Genomic DNA, 15,172 nt, shown 5'->3' with positions numbered 1-15,172 from the left:
AGCGGGTTAATGCGCTGTTAATGCGCAAAAAAGATCGCAGCCTCCGGCAGCTCCTACAGGGATCAATGTAGGCGCTGCCGGAGGCTGCGATCTTTTGATTTCAAATCAGTGCGGCGAATAAACCGTGAGCATCTGCCCAGGCTTGAGGGCCTTGCCGGCACCCGGATTCCAGCGCTTGAGATGCTGCATCTCGACGTTGAAACGCTTGGCCACCACGTACAGAGTGTCGCCACGCTTGACCTTGTACTGGGTCTGCTGCTGGCTGTCGGCTTTGCCTTTGCTCTTGCTGTTGGCGGCGATCACCGTGTTGACCCGGCCGGACTTGCGTGCCGGGCTGCGCTTGGTGGTGTCCTGCATGACCAGGGTCTGGCCGACCTTGAGGTTTTTGCCGGTCAGCTTGTTCCAGCGCTGCAGATCCTTCACTTCGACCTTGTTGGCCTTGGCGATGGAGCCGAGGTTGTCACCACGCTTGACGCGGTAGGCGCGCTTGAGCTGCGCCACTTCGGTCGGGTCGGCGCCGTCGAACACTGGCTTCAGCGAACGCGGGCTGATCAGCTCTTCAGGCCGCATGGTCTGCAGGCTGGCGGTCAGCAGTTGTGCCTTGGACGTCGGCACCAGCAGATGCTGCGGGCCGTCGACGGTGGTGCGCTGCTTGAACGCCGGGTTGAGCTGGAACAACTCGTCTTCGTCGATGTTGGCCACCGCCGCGACCTTGGACAGGTCCATGCGCTGGTTGATTTCGACGACCTGGAAATACGGTTCGTTGGCGATCGGGTTGAGGTTAACCCCGTAGGCTTCCGGGGCCAGCACCACTTGTGACAACGCTAGCAGTTTTGGCACGTACGCCTGGGTTTCCGCCGGCAACGACGACAGGTTCCAGTAGTCGGTCGGCAGGCCGAGCTTTTCGTTGCGCTCGATGGCGCGGCTGACGGTGCCTTCACCGGCGTTGTAGGCCGCCAGGGCCAGCAGCCAGTCCCCGTTGAACATGTCGTGCAGACGGGTCAGGTAATCCATCGCGGCGGTGGTCGAAGCGGTGATGTCGCGACGGCCATCATAAAAGCGGGTCTGGCGCAGGTTGTAGTAGCGGCCGGTGGACGGGATGAACTGCCACAGGCCCGACGCGTCGGACCGGGAATAGGCCATCGGGTTGTAGGCGCTCTCGATCACTGGCAGCAGGGCCAGCTCCAGCGGCATGTTGCGCTCTTCAAGACGCTCGACGATGTAATGAATGTAGAGACTGCCGCGTTCGCCGGCGTTCTCGAGAAAGGACGGGTTGCTGGCAAACCACAGGCGCTGTTGTTCGATGCGCGGGTTCACGCCCAGACCGTCCTGCAGCTGGAAACCACCGCGCATGCGCTCCCAGATGTCCTGAGGCACCTGCGGGCTCGGCTTTTCGCTCAGCCAGATCGGCTTCTGCTTGGCTCGCGCAGCAATGTTCGGCGTATGGCTCGCTTCAGACTGCGGAGCATGGCTGGAGCAGCCCGCCAACGTGGCGGACACAGCCACCGCGATGGCTTGGGCCAGGCGGGTCAATGTGTCTGAATTGACGGACTTACGTATGGATGACGACATTGGCTGGAAGTAAGTTCCGGGCAAAAATGTCGGGGGATTCTAGAAAGCGCACCCCCTGCGGTCAACCATTCAGAATTTTTGTACCAAGGGGTGAGTCACTTAGAACGTATCTTTCCAGGCCCGCAGAGCCGCAAAAACCTCACTCGGCGCCCGGTTTTGAGCGCCTGCCCGTTCGTCCACTTTTTGTGTAACTAATGTTTCAGAGGTGCGTAAAAACGGATTTGTGAGCTTTTCCAGGGCCAGGGTCGAGGGCAGGGTCATCACGCCTTTCTCGCGTTTTTCGCTGACCTCTTTCAGACGGGCGGCGATGTCCGGGTTGGACGGCTCGACGGCGGCGGCAAACTTCAGGTTGCTCAGGGTGTATTCATGGGTGCAATACACCAGCGTATCCTCGGGCAGGGCGGCGAGTCGGCTGAGCGAGTGGTGCATCTGCTCCGGGGTGCCTTCGAACAGACGTCCGCACCCGGCGGCGAACAGCGTGTCACCACAAAACAGCAGGCCGTGGTGGTAATAGGCGATGTGGCCCAGGGTGTGACCGGGCACCGCATAGACAGCGAAATCCCAACCGAGGACGCTGACCGTGTCGTTGTCTTTGAGCGCCACGTCGCGCCCCGGAATGTTCTCGTTGGCCGGGCCGTAGACCTTGGCGCCGGTCGCGGCTTTGAGGCGTTCGACGCCGCCGACATGATCGTGGTGGTGATGGGTGATCAGAATGTCACTCAGCACCCAGTCCGGATGGGCGTCGAGCCACGCTTGCACGGGCGCCGCATCGCCCGGGTCGACCACGGCGCAGCGATGGCTGCGGTGATCCTGTAACAACCAGATGTAGTTGTCGGTGAACGCGGGCAGGGCACTGATCTGTATCATCGGAGGAATTCGCCAAGCGGAAAACATTGGCGCATCTTAGAGCTTCTAGCGGCGTTGGAGAATGACATGACCGATAAAGCATTCGCTCAGGCCGATCCCGACTGGCTGGCGTTGATCGGCGCGGCCCGTGAATGGCTGGCCGGCCCGCTCGGGCAATTTCTGCTGGATGAAGAACGGCGCGTGCTCGAAGACGAGTTGGGCCGCTTTTTCGGTGGCTATCTGGTGCATTACGGGCCATCGGCCCAGACCCCGCCGTCGGCGCCGCAGGTGCAGCGTAATGTACGCCTCGGTGCGCCGTTGCCGGGGGTCGAGATCGTCTGCGAGGAGCAGGCCTGGCCGCTGAGCGAGCACGCCGCCGACGTGGTGGTGTTGCAGCATGGTCTGGATTTCTGCCTGTCGCCCCACGGTTTGCTGCGTGAAGCGGCGAGCAGCGTGCGCCCCGGCGGGCATCTGCTGATCATCGGTATCAACCCCTGGAGCACCTGGGGCCTGCGTCACGTCTTTGCCCACGATGCCTTGCGCCAGGCGCGCTGCATCTCGCCGTCGCGGGTGGCCGACTGGCTCAACCTGCTGGGCTTTGCGCTGGAGAAACGCCGCTTCGGGTGCTATCGTCCGCCGCTCGCGTCGCCCAAGTGGCAGGCCCGACTGGCCGGCTGGGAACGCAAGGCCGGTGACTGGCAATTGTCGGGTGGTGGCTTCTATTTATTGGTCGCGCGCAAGATCGTGGTCGGCCTGCGTCCGGTGCGCCAGCAGCGCCGCGAGCCGATGGGCAAGCTGATTCCTCTGCCGATGGCCAAGGTCAACCGTCGTCGAATCGAACCGTAAACCTTCTTTTTATAGTGGCCGGACCTGCTCCGGCCGCGGCCATCGTCGATCCGCGATTGACGGGGCCAGGCATTTTTCTGGATAGAGTGGCATGAGCGAAAGCGTCGATAGCGTAGAACTGTTCACCGACGGCGCCTGCAAGGGCAACCCCGGCCCGGGCGGCTGGGGCGCCTTGCTGGTGTGCAAGGGCGTCGAAAAGGAGCTGTGGGGCGGCGAAGCCAACACCACCAACAACCGCATGGAACTGCTCGGTGCGATCCGCGGCCTCGAAGCCTTGAAGCGCCCGTGCGAAGTACTGCTGGTCACCGACTCGCAATACGTGATGAAGGGCATCAACGAGTGGATGGCCAACTGGAAAAAGCGCGGCTGGAAAACCGCAGCGAAAGAGCCAGTGAAAAACGCGGACCTGTGGAAAGAGCTGGACGAGCAGGTCAACCGGCACAAGGTCACCTGGAAGTGGGTGCGCGGGCACATTGGCCATCACGGCAACGAGCGGGCTGACCAGTTGGCTAACCGTGGCGTGGATGAAGTGCGCGGCTACAAACAGAGCTGATTTTGCCGGTACACCGTGGTGCGCCCAATCGCGAGCAGGCTCACTCCTACAATTGGAATGCTCCCGCTGTAGGAGCTGCCGAAGGCAGCGATCTTTTGACTTTGCCTTTTTAAAAGCAAGCTCAAAAGATCGCAGCCTGCGGCCGCTCCTACAGGGTTGGAAGTGAGCGTGTTAACATCGCCGCTTTTGCACGATTGACCCCGTTGAGAATTGAACACTGATGGCCACCAGATCCGTTGTACTCGATACCGAAACCACCGGCATGCCGGTGACCGATGGTCACCGGATCATTGAAATCGGCTGTGTCGAACTGATCGGTCGGCGCCTGACGGGCCGGCACTTTCACGTCTACCTGCAACCGGATCGCGAAAGTGACGAAGGCGCGATCGGCGTTCACGGCATCACCAACGAATTCCTCGTCGGCAAGCCGCGTTTTGCCGAGGTGGCCGACGAGTTTTTCGAGTTTATCAACGGCGCGCAGCTGATCATCCATAACGCCGCGTTCGACGTTGGCTTCATCAACAACGAATTCGCCCTGATGGGGCAGTACGATCGCGCTGACATCACGCAGCACTGCAGCATCCTCGACACCCTGATGATGGCCCGGGAACGTCACCCGGGGCAGCGCAACAGCCTCGACGCCTTGTGCAAACGTTATGGCGTCGACAACTCCGGCCGTGAACTGCACGGCGCCTTGCTCGACTCGGAAATTCTCGCCGACGTCTACCTGACCATGACCGGTGGCCAGACCAGCCTGTCGCTGGCCGGCAATGCCTCCGACGGTAATGGCACGGGAGACGGCGCGGACAACTCCGCCACCGAAATCCGCCGTCTGCCGGCCGATCGTCAGCCTGCGCGGATCATTCGGGCGACGGAAGAGGAACTGGCGGCGCACCTGGTGCGGCTGGAGATCATCGCCAAATCCGCCGGGGGTCCTGCGTTGTGGACGCAGATCGCGGAAGCTGACGCTCAGGCCTGAAGATCAAAAGATCGCAGCCTGCGGCAGCTCCTACAGGGATCGCATTCTTCTGTAGGAGCTGCCGCAGGTTCGGGCCGCGTTCGGACGATCTTTTGTTTTTGGTGGCATGAAGCCAACTGGCCACCCTCGCCACTTTCGCTGCAACCCTCTACCCTGAGTGCATTGGCAGACATTGATCCGCCGCCTCAGGACACTGAGCCTCATGTACAAAGATTTGAAGTTCCCGGTGTTGATCGTCCACCGCGACATCAAGGCCGACACGGTCGCCGGTGACCGGATCCGGGGCATCGCCCGGGAGTTGGAGCAGGAAGGTTTCAATATCGTGTCGGCCATCGACTACGCCGAAGGGCGGTTGGTGGCGTCGACCCATCATGGTCTGGCGTGCATGCTGATCGCTGCCGAAGACGCCAGCACCCACTCGCACTTGCTGCAGAACATGGCCGAACTGATCGGTCTGGCCCGGGTGCGGGCGCCGGATCTGCCGATCTTTGCCCTGGGCGAACAGGTCACCCTGGAAAACGCCCCGGCCGATGCCATGGCCGAGCTTAATCAACTGCGCGGCATTCTTTATCTGTTCGAAGACACCGTGCCGTTCCTGGCGCGGCAAGTGGCGCGAGCGGCGCGCAAGTATCTGGATGGTCTGCTGCCACCGTTTTTCAAGGCGCTGGTGCAGCACACCGCCGATTCCAACTATTCCTGGCACACCCCCGGTCATGGCGGTGGCGTGGCGTATCACAAGAGCCCGGTGGGGCAGGCGTTTCATCAGTTCTTTGGCGAAAACACCCTGCGTTCGGATTTGTCGGTATCGGTGCCGGAGCTCGGTTCGCTGCTCGATCACACCGGCCCGTTGGCCGAAGCCGAAGAGCGCGCGGCGCGCAATTTCGGCGCCGATCACACCTTCTTCGTGATCAATGGCACCTCGACCGCCAACAAGATCGTCTGGCACTCGATGGTTGCTCGTGATGACCTGGTGCTGGTGGACCGCAACTGCCACAAATCGGTGTTGCACGCGATCATCATGACCGGGGCGATCCCGCTGTACCTGTGCCCGGAGCGTAATGAACTGGGGATCATCGGCCCGATTCCGCTGAGCGAATTCAGCCGCGAATCGATCCAGGCCAAGATCGACGCCAGCCCGCTGACCAAGGGGCGCGCGCCGAAAGTCAAACTGGCGGTGGTCACCAACTCGACTTACGACGGCTTGTGTTACAACGCCGAGCTGATCAAGCAAAGCCTGGGCAACAGCGTCGAAGTGCTGCATTTCGATGAAGCGTGGTATGCCTACGCGGCGTTTCACGAGTTCTTCGCCGGGCGCTATGGCATGGCCACTTCGCGCACGGCAGACAGCCCGCTGGTGTTCACCACCCATTCCACGCACAAGCTGCTCGCCGCGTTCAGCCAGGCCTCGATGATTCACGTGCAGGACGGCGGCGCGCGGCAACTGGACCGTGACCGTTTCAATGAAGCGTTCATGATGCACATCTCGACCTCGCCGCAATACAGCATCATCGCCTCGCTGGACGTGGCCTCGGCGATGATGGAAGGCCCGGCCGGACGATCGCTGTTGCAGGAAACCTTCGACGAAGCCCTGAGTTTCCGTCGTGCGCTGGCCAATCTGCGCCAGCACATCGCTGCGGATGACTGGTGGTTTTCGATCTGGCAGCCACCCGGCGTCGAAGGCATCGACCGCGTACAGACCGAAGACTGGCTGTTGCAGCCGGACGCCGACTGGCACGGCTTCGGCGAGGTCAGCGACGACTACGTGCTGCTCGATCCGATCAAGGTGACCCTGGTCATGCCCGGCTTGAATGCCGGTGGCGCGCTGAGCGAGAAGGGCATCCCGGCGGCGGTGGTCAGCAAGTTTCTCTGGGAACGCGGGCTGGTGGTGGAGAAAACCGGGCTGTATTCATTTCTGGTGCTGTTCTCGATGGGCATCACCAAGGGCAAGTGGAGCACGCTGCTCACCGAGTTACTCGAATTCAAGCGCAGTTACGACGCCAACGTCAGTCTGGCGAGTTGCCTGCCCTGTGTCGCGCAGCAAGATACCGCGCGCTATCGCGGCATGGGTCTGCGGGATTTGTGCGATCAACTGCACGCCTGTTACCGCAGCAATGCCACCGCCAAACATCTCAAGCGCATGTACACGGTGCTGCCGGAAATCGCCATGAAACCGGCCCATGCCTACGATCATCTGGTGCGCGGCGAGGTCGAGGCGGTGCCGATCGATGAGCTGGAGGGGCGGATTGCGGCGGTGATGCTGGTGCCGTATCCGCCGGGCATTCCATTGATCATGCCCGGCGAACGCTTTACCGAGTCGACGCGCTCGATCATCGATTACCTGAAATTTGCCCGCACGTTCGATAGCAGCTTCCCCGGTTTTGTCGCTGATGTGCATGGACTGCAACATGAAGATGAAGGCAATGGACGGCAGTACACCGTCGATTGCGTCAAGGAATGAGGACTTTTCCGAGTATGCAACCGGTCATGAATCCGAAATACCCAGGGCTGTCGGTGCGCGTCGCCGACGATGGTTTTGCGGCTTACATATGGGGCAGTGACTTCAGTTTCGAGGTGGCTGCGTATGGCGCAGCGGTGGTCGGCCAGCCGGTGGCGCAATGGGTGGTGACGCCGATTGTGCCGTATCGCAAATGCTATGGCATCGACCCCGAGGAGTTCAGCAGCTATCGCGACGCCGCCGACAGCGCGATTTTCATGGCTTATCTGGACGACGAAGCGGTGGGTCATCTGGTGATCAGCACCAACTGGAACGGCTTCGCGCACATCGATGAACTGGCGGTGCATGCGCCTGCGCGCCGACATGGCGTGGCCAAGGCGTTGCTGGATGTGGCGCAATTCTGGAGTCGCAAGAAGAAGCTGCCGGGGATCATGCTCGAAACCCAGAACAACAACCTCGGCGCCTGTCGTCTGTATGAACGCTGCGGTTACGAGATTGGCGGTGTCGACCATCTGCGTTATCGCGGCATTGACCCGAACACCGCCGAAATCGCGCTGTTCTGGTATCGACTGTTCGATAACCCGCTGGAAAACCCCCTCAGCTCGCCAGCATCGCCTCGGCTTGTTCCGTGACGATCGACAGCAGGGTGTGAATCGCCGCCGGCGTGGCGCTGTGTCGATAGGTCAGTGCATACAGGCTGATCGGCACCGCCGGTGACAACGGGCAGACATCCAGTCCGCCGGCCCGTGCGCCAAGGGCGGTGAACGGGTCGACGATGGCCAGGCCTTCACCGGCCTCGACCATGCTGCGCATCATCTGGTGGGTTTGCACCCGGGTCTGGATGCTGGGTGCCGGGCGCAGTGCCTGGAGCTTGTTTTCCAATGCCGGGCTCAGCGGATCCTGACCTTCGAGGCCGACCATCGCCTGGCCGGCCAGGTCCTGCAGGGAAATATACTTCTGCTTCGGTTGCAGCCAGCCGTGGGGCGCGAGCAATTGCAGCTTGCCGTGGGCCAGCGGCTGGGCGTGGATGTCGGGGTGTTCGGGGTCGTGCAGGCTCAGGCCCAGATCGCTTTCGCGCAGCAGCAGGCTGCGCACGATGTCGCACGTGGCGGCGCTGAGCAGACGACAAGGGGCATCCGGCAAACGCCGACGCAGCAGCGCGATGCTTTGTGGCAACAGGTGTTGCACCAGCGGCGGGGTGCCGATGATGCGCAGGGGCGGGGCGAGGTATTGCTTGAGGCTGCTGGCCAGACGTTGCACCGGCTCCAGCGCTTCATAGACGTGAGCGATCTCGACTTGCAGCGCCCGCGCTTCAGGCGTCGATTGCAGCCGGCCGCGCACGCTGGCGAACAACATGAACCCCAACTGACTCTCGGCTTCGCGCAATCGCTCTTCGACCTCGGTCACCGGCAACTGCAGCCATTCGGCGGCGGTGCCCAGGTGACCGGTCTGCAAGAGCGCCTGAATCACTTCGATATGACGTAAACGCATGCGTGAAGTCCATGTTCAGCAGGTGGGGTCAGTGGCTGAATCCTACCCCAAGTCTGCGCATATGACTTCTGCTCATAACGCGCGGTTATTGAGCGACGATTGGCTCGGGTTCACGGATCAGGGTGATGTCCGACTGAACCAGCAAAAACTCATTGTCACTAAGCTTTTTGACGCGATCGCCAATCGCCAGTTTGTAGGTGGTGACAGGCTCCATGCCGGTGAGACCGTCTGCCGACGGGGTGGATTCCTGGAACTCATGCACGGAATAAACGCGGCCTTCCGCATCTCTTGCATGGAACTGACCGACGAGTACTGCTGCCATCTGCTTAGAACCTCTGGAGATAAAACGCTTGATTTGCGGCTTGGTAGACCGTCATCAAGCCCTGTAAGTTTTCCTACAGGAAAAAAATAATCAGCGCGGAGGAATTTCCCTCGCTCACTGGTGAAACCGTCATCGAATCATCTATAACTACTGGCTCTTCCCACGGACAGTCGAGAGTCTTCCATGAGCAATGTCTACAACGTCGCTGTAGTCGTCGGCAGCCTGCGCAAAGCATCGATCAACCGCAAAGTCGCACTGGCGCTGGCCGAGCTGGCACCGGCGAACCTCAAGCTGAAGATTGTCGAAATTGGCGATCTGCCACTTTATAACGAAGACATCGACGGCGATTCACCGCCGGCAGCCTACAGCACTTTCCGCCAACAAGTGGGCTCTTCCGACGCGGTGCTGTTTGTCACCCCCGAATATAACCGCTCGGTGCCGGCGCCACTGAAGAATGCGATTGACGTGGGGTCCCGACCTTATGGCAAAAGCGTCTGGGGCGGCAAACCGGGGGCGGTGATCAGCGCGTCGCCGGGGGCCATTGGCGGTTTTGGCGCCAACCAACATCTGCGCCAGTCGTTCGTGTTTCTCGATGTGCCGTGCATGCAGCAGCCGGAAGCGTATCTGGGGGGCGCGGGTTCGGCGTTTGACGAGGCGGGCAAGTTGAGCGAGTCGGTGAAGCCGTTCCTGCAAAATTTCATCAATGCGTATGGGAAATTTGTCGAACAACACAAAAAATAATCTGGTCAGATCGGCGGTAAAACAGAGATCCTGTGGGAGCGAGCTTGCTCGCGAAAGGGCCATCAGCCACACCTTTGGTGACTGACAGTCCGCTTTCGCGAGCAAGCTCGCTCCCACAGTTTTGTGGTTTGGCTTATTTTCCATTTATTAAGGCTGTCGCGAATGCTCGCTGCGTCACTGATCTTCCTGCTGACCATTACCCTTGTCATCTGGCAACCCAAAGGCCTCGGAGTCGGCTGGAGTGCAACGCTCGGCGCCGTGCTGGCATTGATCTTCGGCGTGGTCCACCTGAGTGACATTGCGCTGGTGTGGCAGATCATCTGGAATGCCACCGGCACTTTCGTGGCACTGATTATCATCAGTCTGCTACTCGACGAAGCCGGTTTCTTTGCTTGGGCCGCGCTGCACGTGGCGCGTTGGGGGCGGGGCAGTGGGCGCAAGCTGTTTGCCTACATGGTGCTGCTCGGCGCGCTGGTGTCGGCGCTGTTCGCCAATGACGGCGCGGCGTTGATCCTTACGCCGATTGTGATTTCGATGCTGCTGGCATTGCGCTTTTCGCCGGCGGCAACCCTGGCGTTCGTCATGGGCGCCGGCTTCATTGCCGACACCGCGAGCCTGCCGCTGGTGGTGTCGAACCTGGTCAACATCGTCTCGGCGGACTTCTTCCATATCGGCTTCAACCGCTATGCGGCGGTGATGGTGCCCGTCAACTTCGTCAGCGTGGCCGCGACGCTCGGCGTGTTGATGTGGTTCTTCCGTCGCGACATTCCCGAGTCCTACGACCCTGAACAGCTGGAAAACCCGCACACGGCGATCCACGACAAAGCCACGTTCTACGCCGGTTGGGCGGTGCTGGTGATTCTGTTGATCGGTTGCTTCTTCCTCGAACAACTGGGCATTCCGATCAGCGCGATCTCGGCGGTCTGTGCCGCGCTGCTGCTGGCGATTGCCGCTCGGGGCCACAAGATTTCCACGCGCAAGGTGCTGAAAGAAGCGCCGTGGCAGATCGTGATTTTCTCGCTGGGCATGTACCTGGTGGTTTATGGCCTGCGCAATGCCGGGCTGACCGGGTATCTGGCCGGTTGGCTGGATGTGTTCGCCGGGTATGGCGTGTGGGGCGCGGCGCTGGGCACCGGGGTGCTGACGGCGCTGTTGTCGTCGATCATGAACAACCTGCCGACGGTGCTGATCGGGCTGCTGTCGATCGACGCCAGTCAGGCCAGCGGGGTGGTCAAGGAAGCGATGATTTACGCCAACGTGATCGGCAGCGACCTGGGGCCGAAGATCACCCCGATCGGCAGTCTGGCGACCTTGCTCTGGCTGCATGTGCTGGCGCGCAAGGATATCCGGATTGGCTGGGGGTATTACTTCAAGGTGGGGATTGTGCTGACGGTGCCGGTGCTGTTGATTACCTTGGCGGCATTGGCTCTGCGGTTATCCATTTAGACCGTGTTAACCCCTATCGCGAGCAGGCTCACTCCTACATTGGAATGCGTTTCTCTGTAGGAGTGAGCCTGCTCGCGATAGGGCCGGTTCAGGCGCCAGAAGCCTTAAGCCTTAAGCCTGGCCCGGCACATTCGGCCAAAGATCCGACACCAGAAACAACCGCTCCGCCTCTTCCCATTCGCCCTGTGCATTCTCGATCAGGCGCACCATCAGTTGCGCCGGGGCCAATGGTTCCAGGGCGTCCAGCCACATCTGCAGGTGTTCCGGGTTCCAGGTCTGGTCGGCGGGGTAGTGCGCCGGCGCCAGCCACGCATGCCGGGGCAGGGGTTGCCAGCGTCCGGCCGGGCGCTGGGCGACGAACGCTGGCCAGTCCTTCTGATGCAGCCAGCTGCCACGCAAGTGCTGCGGATGCGCACCTTTCGGCGGTTCGGCGTGGCCGGGCCACGGATACAACAGGTAGCCGCCCAGCCACAACTGCGCACTGAACACTTCGATATCCAGCGTGGCCAGCGCCGCACGGCTTTCCGGGCGCGCCGAGATCGGCAATTGATGCTCCGCCAGATGCGCCAGTTTGCGGTCCAGTCGATCATGGCAACCCGGCCCCAGCCATTGCGCCGGGTCATGGCCGTCGCCGTTCTGCGGGCCGAGGTAGAGCTTGATCGCCAGTTCCAGATGATGCACGCCGTCGCGGTCGCGCAGCAGCATGTCCAGCTCGCCGAGGGTGTGGCCTTCGCGGCGGATCGGCAGGTTGGCGGCAATCAGCTCGATGCCCGGCGCATGCTCCACGGCAAACTGCCACAACCGTTCGTAATACAGGCCCAGCCGCCGGGTGCGGGCCTGGGACAGCCAATGCAGCAAGCCATAACTGTCGCGATCCAGTTGCCGCAGCCAGTGCTCCAGGCGCTGCGGATCGCTCACCCAGTCGCTGCCGGCCAGCGGATGACGCTGTGGCCACGGCGTCGCCGCCAGCATCGGCGGGGCGAGAATCACCCACGCCAGATCACGCACTTCCGGATGGCGTAATTGGTGTGGCAACTGGAGCAGGTCGGGAAACAGGATCATCTTGCGAGCATAGCCTGAAACACGAGCGCACCCTTGAGGCTGAAAGGATTTTGTCTATCGCAGGCTTTCGCCCATAATCGTGTTTTTCGCGTTTTCGATTGTCCGCAGAGGTCCCATGGAGCAATTTCGTAATATCGGCATCATCGGTCGCCTGGGCAGTTCCCAGGTGCTGGATACCGTCCGCCGACTGAAACGCTTTCTGCTCGATCGTCACCTGCACGTGATTCTCGAAGACACCATCGCCGAAGTCCTGCCGGGCCACGGCCTGCAGACCTCGTCGCGCAAGATGCTCGGCGAAGTCTGCGACATGGTCATCGTCGTCGGCGGTGACGGCAGCCTGCTCGGCGCCGCTCGCGCCTTGGCCAAACACAATATTCCGGTACTCGGGATCAACCGTGGCAGCCTCGGCTTTCTGACCGACATTCGTCCCGATGAGCTGGAAGTCGAAGTGGCCAAAGTGCTCGACGGCCATTATCTGGTGGAAAACCGCTTCCTGCTGCAAGCCGAAGTTCGTCGCCATGCCGAGGCCATCGGCCAGGGCGACGCGCTGAACGACGTGGTGCTGCACCCGGGTAAATCGACGCGGATGATCGAGTTCGAGCTGTACATCGACGGCCAGTTCGTCTGCAGCCAGAAGGCCGACGGCCTGATCGTCGCCACCCCGACCGGCTCCACGGCTTACGCGCTGTCCGCCGGCGGGCCGATCATGCATCCCAAGCTCGACGCCATTGTGATTGTGCCGATGTACCCCCATATGTTGTCGAGCCGGCCAATTGTGGTCGATGGCAACAGTGAGCTGAAAATCGTCGTGTCGAAAAACATGCAGATCTACCCGCAGGTCTCCTGCGACGGGCAGAACCACTTCACCTGCGCGCCGGGCGACACCATCACCGTCAGCAAAAAAGCACAGAAGCTGCGGCTGATTCACCCGCTCGACCACAACTACTACGAAGTCTGCCGGACCAAGCTCGGCTGGGGCAGCAAGTTGGGTGGTGGAGGCGACTGATGCTCGATCCCGCGCGCAGTTATGACTTGATTGGTGACGTGCACGGATGCGCCCTGACCCTGGAACACTTGCTTGACCGACTCGGTTATCACAAGCAGGGCGGGGTCTGGCGGCATCCATCGCGCATGGCCGTGTTCGTCGGCGACATCATTGACCGTGGCCCGCGGATCCGCGAGGCGCTGCACATCGTCCACGACATGGTCGAGGCCGGGCAGGCGCTGTGCATCATGGGCAACCACGAATTCAACGCACTGGGCTGGAGCACGCCAGCGCTTCCGGGCAGCGGCAAGCAGTTCGTGCGCGAGCACACGCCGCGCCATGCGCGTCTGCTGCACGAAACCCTGACCCAGTTCGAAGATCACCCCGGCGACTGGCATGACTTCCTCAACTGGTTCTACGAGCTGCCGCTGGTGGTCGATGCCGGACGGTTCCGCGTGGTGCATGCCTGTTGGGATGCCAGCCTGATCGAACCGTTGCGCGGGCTGTTTCCCGATGCGCGTATCGATGAACACTTTCTCCAGGCCTCGGCCGTGCCCGGCAGCTTTGCCTGCACAGTGTTCGATCGCCTGTTGCGCGGCACCGACATGCGCCTGCCGGATGGCCTGACCATGACCAGCGGCGACGGTCTGGTGCGTTCGTTCTTCCGCACCAAATTCTGGGAAGACGACCCGAAAACCTACGGCGACATCGTCTTCCAGCCGGATGCGCTGCCGGAACCGGTGGCTCGGAAACCGCTGACCTCCAGCGAAAAAAACAACCTGTTGCGCTACGGCGTCGACGAGCCATTGCTGTTCGTCGGCCACTACTGGCGCAGCGGCAAACCGGCGCCGATCCGCCCGAACCTGGCGTGTCTCGATTACAGCGCGGTGCTCTACGGCAAACTGGTGGCCTATCGTCTGGATCAGGAAACACGCCTGGATCCGCATAAATTTGTCTGGGTCGATGTCGAGCGGCCGGAGGTGCTGCAATGAGTGCGGTAGCGGTATTACGTCTGCCGTTGGCGGTGGACCTGAGCGGTTTCGTCAAACTGCTGCAACGGATGCAGGTGCCGCATCGGGTCAGCGAAGAGGCGGGCGAGCAGGTGCTGTGGGCACCGTCGGAAATCAGCGAGGACGTGCGTTCGCTGTACGAGCGTTTCCCGGCCGGTGATCCTGATCAACAGCTGGACATCCCGGTGGCTCCGACGTTCAAGCGTCCGAGCTTCGCCGAACAACTCAAGCACGCCAAGGCTACCGGGTTCATCCTGCTGCTGAGCCTGCTGGTTGGCGGCCTGACGTATCTGGGCGACAACCTTGAGACCGTGCGCTGGCTGACCTTCCTCGACTTCCGCGTGGCGGGTGATTACATCCACTTCACACCACTGGCCGACAGCCTCGCGGCGGGGCAGTGGTGGCGGTTGTTCACGCCGATGCTGCTGCACTTCGGCATCCTGCACCTGGCCATGAACGGCATGTGGTACTGGGAGCTGGGGCGGCGCATCGAGTCGCGTCAGGGCAGCATCAATCTGCTCGGTCTGACGCTGCTGTTCAGCCTGGTGTCGAACTACGCGCAGTTCGCCTGGAACGGCCCGAGCCTGTTCGGCGGCCTTTCGGGCGTGCTGTACGGGCTGCTCGGCCATTGCTGGATCTTCCAGTTGCTGGCACCGAACCCGGCTTATCGCTTGCCGCGTGGCGTGCTGGTGATGATGCTGGTGTGGCTGGTGATCTGCATGTCCGGGCTGGTCTCGATGATCGGTTTCGGCCAGATCGCCAACGCCGCCCATGTCAGCGGGTTACTCATCGGATGCTTCACCGGTTTGTTGGGTGGTTTGTATAACCGCCGTAAACTGGCCGCCTAAATTTTCAGTGAATAAA

The 15,172-nt window shown here is 61.4% G+C and carries 15 protein-coding genes; 10 read left to right on the top strand and 5 right to left on the bottom strand.

The features are described from left to right. Nucleotides 1-105 precede the first annotated feature (105 nt). Both KKQ10_RS08585 and gloB read right to left on the bottom strand, forming a co-directional pair. Complete coding sequence (locus tag KKQ10_RS08585; protein WP_127651855.1) at nt 106-1,572, bottom strand: LysM peptidoglycan-binding domain-containing protein; 1,467 nt, start codon at nt 1,570-1,572, stop codon at nt 106-108. Nucleotides 1,573-1,671: 99 nt separating this feature from the next. Further along, nucleotides 1,672-2,439, bottom strand: a complete 768-nt coding sequence (gene gloB, locus KKQ10_RS08580; RefSeq protein ID WP_215500821.1) for a hydroxyacylglutathione hydrolase — start codon at nt 2,437-2,439, stop codon at nt 1,672-1,674. A 66-nt stretch (nt 2,440-2,505) separates the two neighbouring features. Between gloB and KKQ10_RS08575 the strand changes: the two genes are divergently transcribed. The 5 genes from KKQ10_RS08575 to KKQ10_RS08555 all read left to right on the top strand — a co-directional run bounded on the left by KKQ10_RS08575 (nt 2,506) and on the right by KKQ10_RS08555 (nt 7,883). Further along, entirely contained in the window at nt 2,506-3,264 is a 759-nt protein-coding gene (locus tag KKQ10_RS08575; protein WP_127651857.1) for a methyltransferase domain-containing protein, read from the top strand. Between the two features lie 91 nt (nt 3,265-3,355). Further along, nucleotides 3,356-3,817, top strand: coding sequence for a ribonuclease HI (rnhA, locus tag KKQ10_RS08570; RefSeq protein WP_003224162.1), 462 nt, complete (start codon nt 3,356-3,358; stop codon nt 3,815-3,817). Between the two features lie 220 nt (nt 3,818-4,037). Beyond that, nucleotides 4,038-4,796, top strand: a complete 759-nt coding sequence (gene dnaQ, locus KKQ10_RS08565; protein ID WP_215500820.1) for a DNA polymerase III subunit epsilon — start codon at nt 4,038-4,040, stop codon at nt 4,794-4,796. A gap of 202 nt (nt 4,797-4,998) precedes the next feature. Then, a complete protein-coding gene (locus KKQ10_RS08560; protein ID WP_215500819.1) occupies nt 4,999-7,254 on the top strand; it encodes an Orn/Lys/Arg family decarboxylase in 2,256 nt (751 codons plus the stop codon). Between the two features lie 14 nt (nt 7,255-7,268). Beyond that, on the top strand, nt 7,269-7,883 hold the full coding sequence (locus KKQ10_RS08555; protein ID WP_215500818.1) for a GNAT family N-acetyltransferase: 615 nt from the start codon (nt 7,269-7,271) through the stop codon (nt 7,881-7,883). On the opposite strand, the gene KKQ10_RS08550 is transcribed toward KKQ10_RS08555, so the two are convergent. Next, nucleotides 7,849-8,742, bottom strand: coding sequence for a LysR substrate-binding domain-containing protein (locus KKQ10_RS08550; protein WP_127651861.1), 894 nt, complete (start codon nt 8,740-8,742; stop codon nt 7,849-7,851). The genes KKQ10_RS08555 and KKQ10_RS08550 overlap by 35 nt on opposite strands. A gap of 85 nt (nt 8,743-8,827) precedes the next feature. Next, on the bottom strand, nt 8,828-9,064 hold the full coding sequence (locus KKQ10_RS08545; RefSeq protein ID WP_127651862.1) for a hypothetical protein: 237 nt from the start codon (nt 9,062-9,064) through the stop codon (nt 8,828-8,830). A gap of 183 nt (nt 9,065-9,247) precedes the next feature. On the opposite strand from KKQ10_RS08545, the gene KKQ10_RS08540 reads away from it, so the two are divergent. Both KKQ10_RS08540 and KKQ10_RS08535 read left to right on the top strand, forming a co-directional pair. Beyond that, entirely contained in the window at nt 9,248-9,805 is a 558-nt protein-coding gene (locus tag KKQ10_RS08540; protein ID WP_127651863.1) for an NADPH-dependent FMN reductase, read from the top strand. A gap of 162 nt (nt 9,806-9,967) precedes the next feature. Continuing rightward, on the top strand, nt 9,968-11,251 hold the full coding sequence (locus KKQ10_RS08535) for an arsenic transporter (RefSeq protein ID WP_215500817.1): 1,284 nt from the start codon (nt 9,968-9,970) through the stop codon (nt 11,249-11,251). Between the two features lie 111 nt (nt 11,252-11,362). On the opposite strand, the gene KKQ10_RS08530 is transcribed toward KKQ10_RS08535, so the two are convergent. Continuing rightward, the gene (locus KKQ10_RS08530) at nt 11,363-12,313 is read right to left on the bottom strand and encodes a DUF1853 family protein (RefSeq protein WP_127651865.1); all 951 of its coding nucleotides are present in this window, start codon (nt 12,311-12,313) and stop codon (nt 11,363-11,365) included. 115 nt (nt 12,314-12,428) lie between these two features. On the opposite strand from KKQ10_RS08530, the gene KKQ10_RS08525 reads away from it, so the two are divergent. From KKQ10_RS08525 to KKQ10_RS08515, 3 genes are read left to right on the top strand one after another with little or no spacing between them, the layout of a single operon-like run. Further along, nucleotides 12,429-13,319 (top strand): NAD(+) kinase, encoded by an 891-nt coding sequence (locus tag KKQ10_RS08525; RefSeq protein WP_003224174.1) that lies wholly within the window; start codon nt 12,429-12,431, stop codon nt 13,317-13,319. Next, on the top strand, nt 13,316-14,290 hold the full coding sequence (locus KKQ10_RS08520) for a metallophosphoesterase (protein ID WP_414891757.1): 975 nt from the start codon (nt 13,316-13,318) through the stop codon (nt 14,288-14,290). Before KKQ10_RS08525 ends, KKQ10_RS08520 begins: the two co-directional genes overlap by 4 nt. Continuing rightward, nucleotides 14,287-15,156: a rhomboid family intramembrane serine protease gene (locus tag KKQ10_RS08515; RefSeq protein WP_215500816.1), complete on the top strand. Its 870-nt coding sequence runs from the start codon at nt 14,287-14,289 to the stop codon at nt 15,154-15,156. Before KKQ10_RS08520 ends, KKQ10_RS08515 begins: the two co-directional genes overlap by 4 nt. Nucleotides 15,157-15,172 lie beyond the last annotated feature (16 nt).

Origin of the sequence: Pseudomonas sp. MG-9 (genome assembly GCF_018729515.1) — a bacterium.
Classification (GTDB): Bacteria; Pseudomonadota; Gammaproteobacteria; order Pseudomonadales; family Pseudomonadaceae; genus Aquipseudomonas; species Aquipseudomonas serboccidentalis.
The sequence above is the reverse complement of the archived record's forward strand: the minus strand, read 5'-3'. Positions and strand labels throughout refer to the sequence as shown.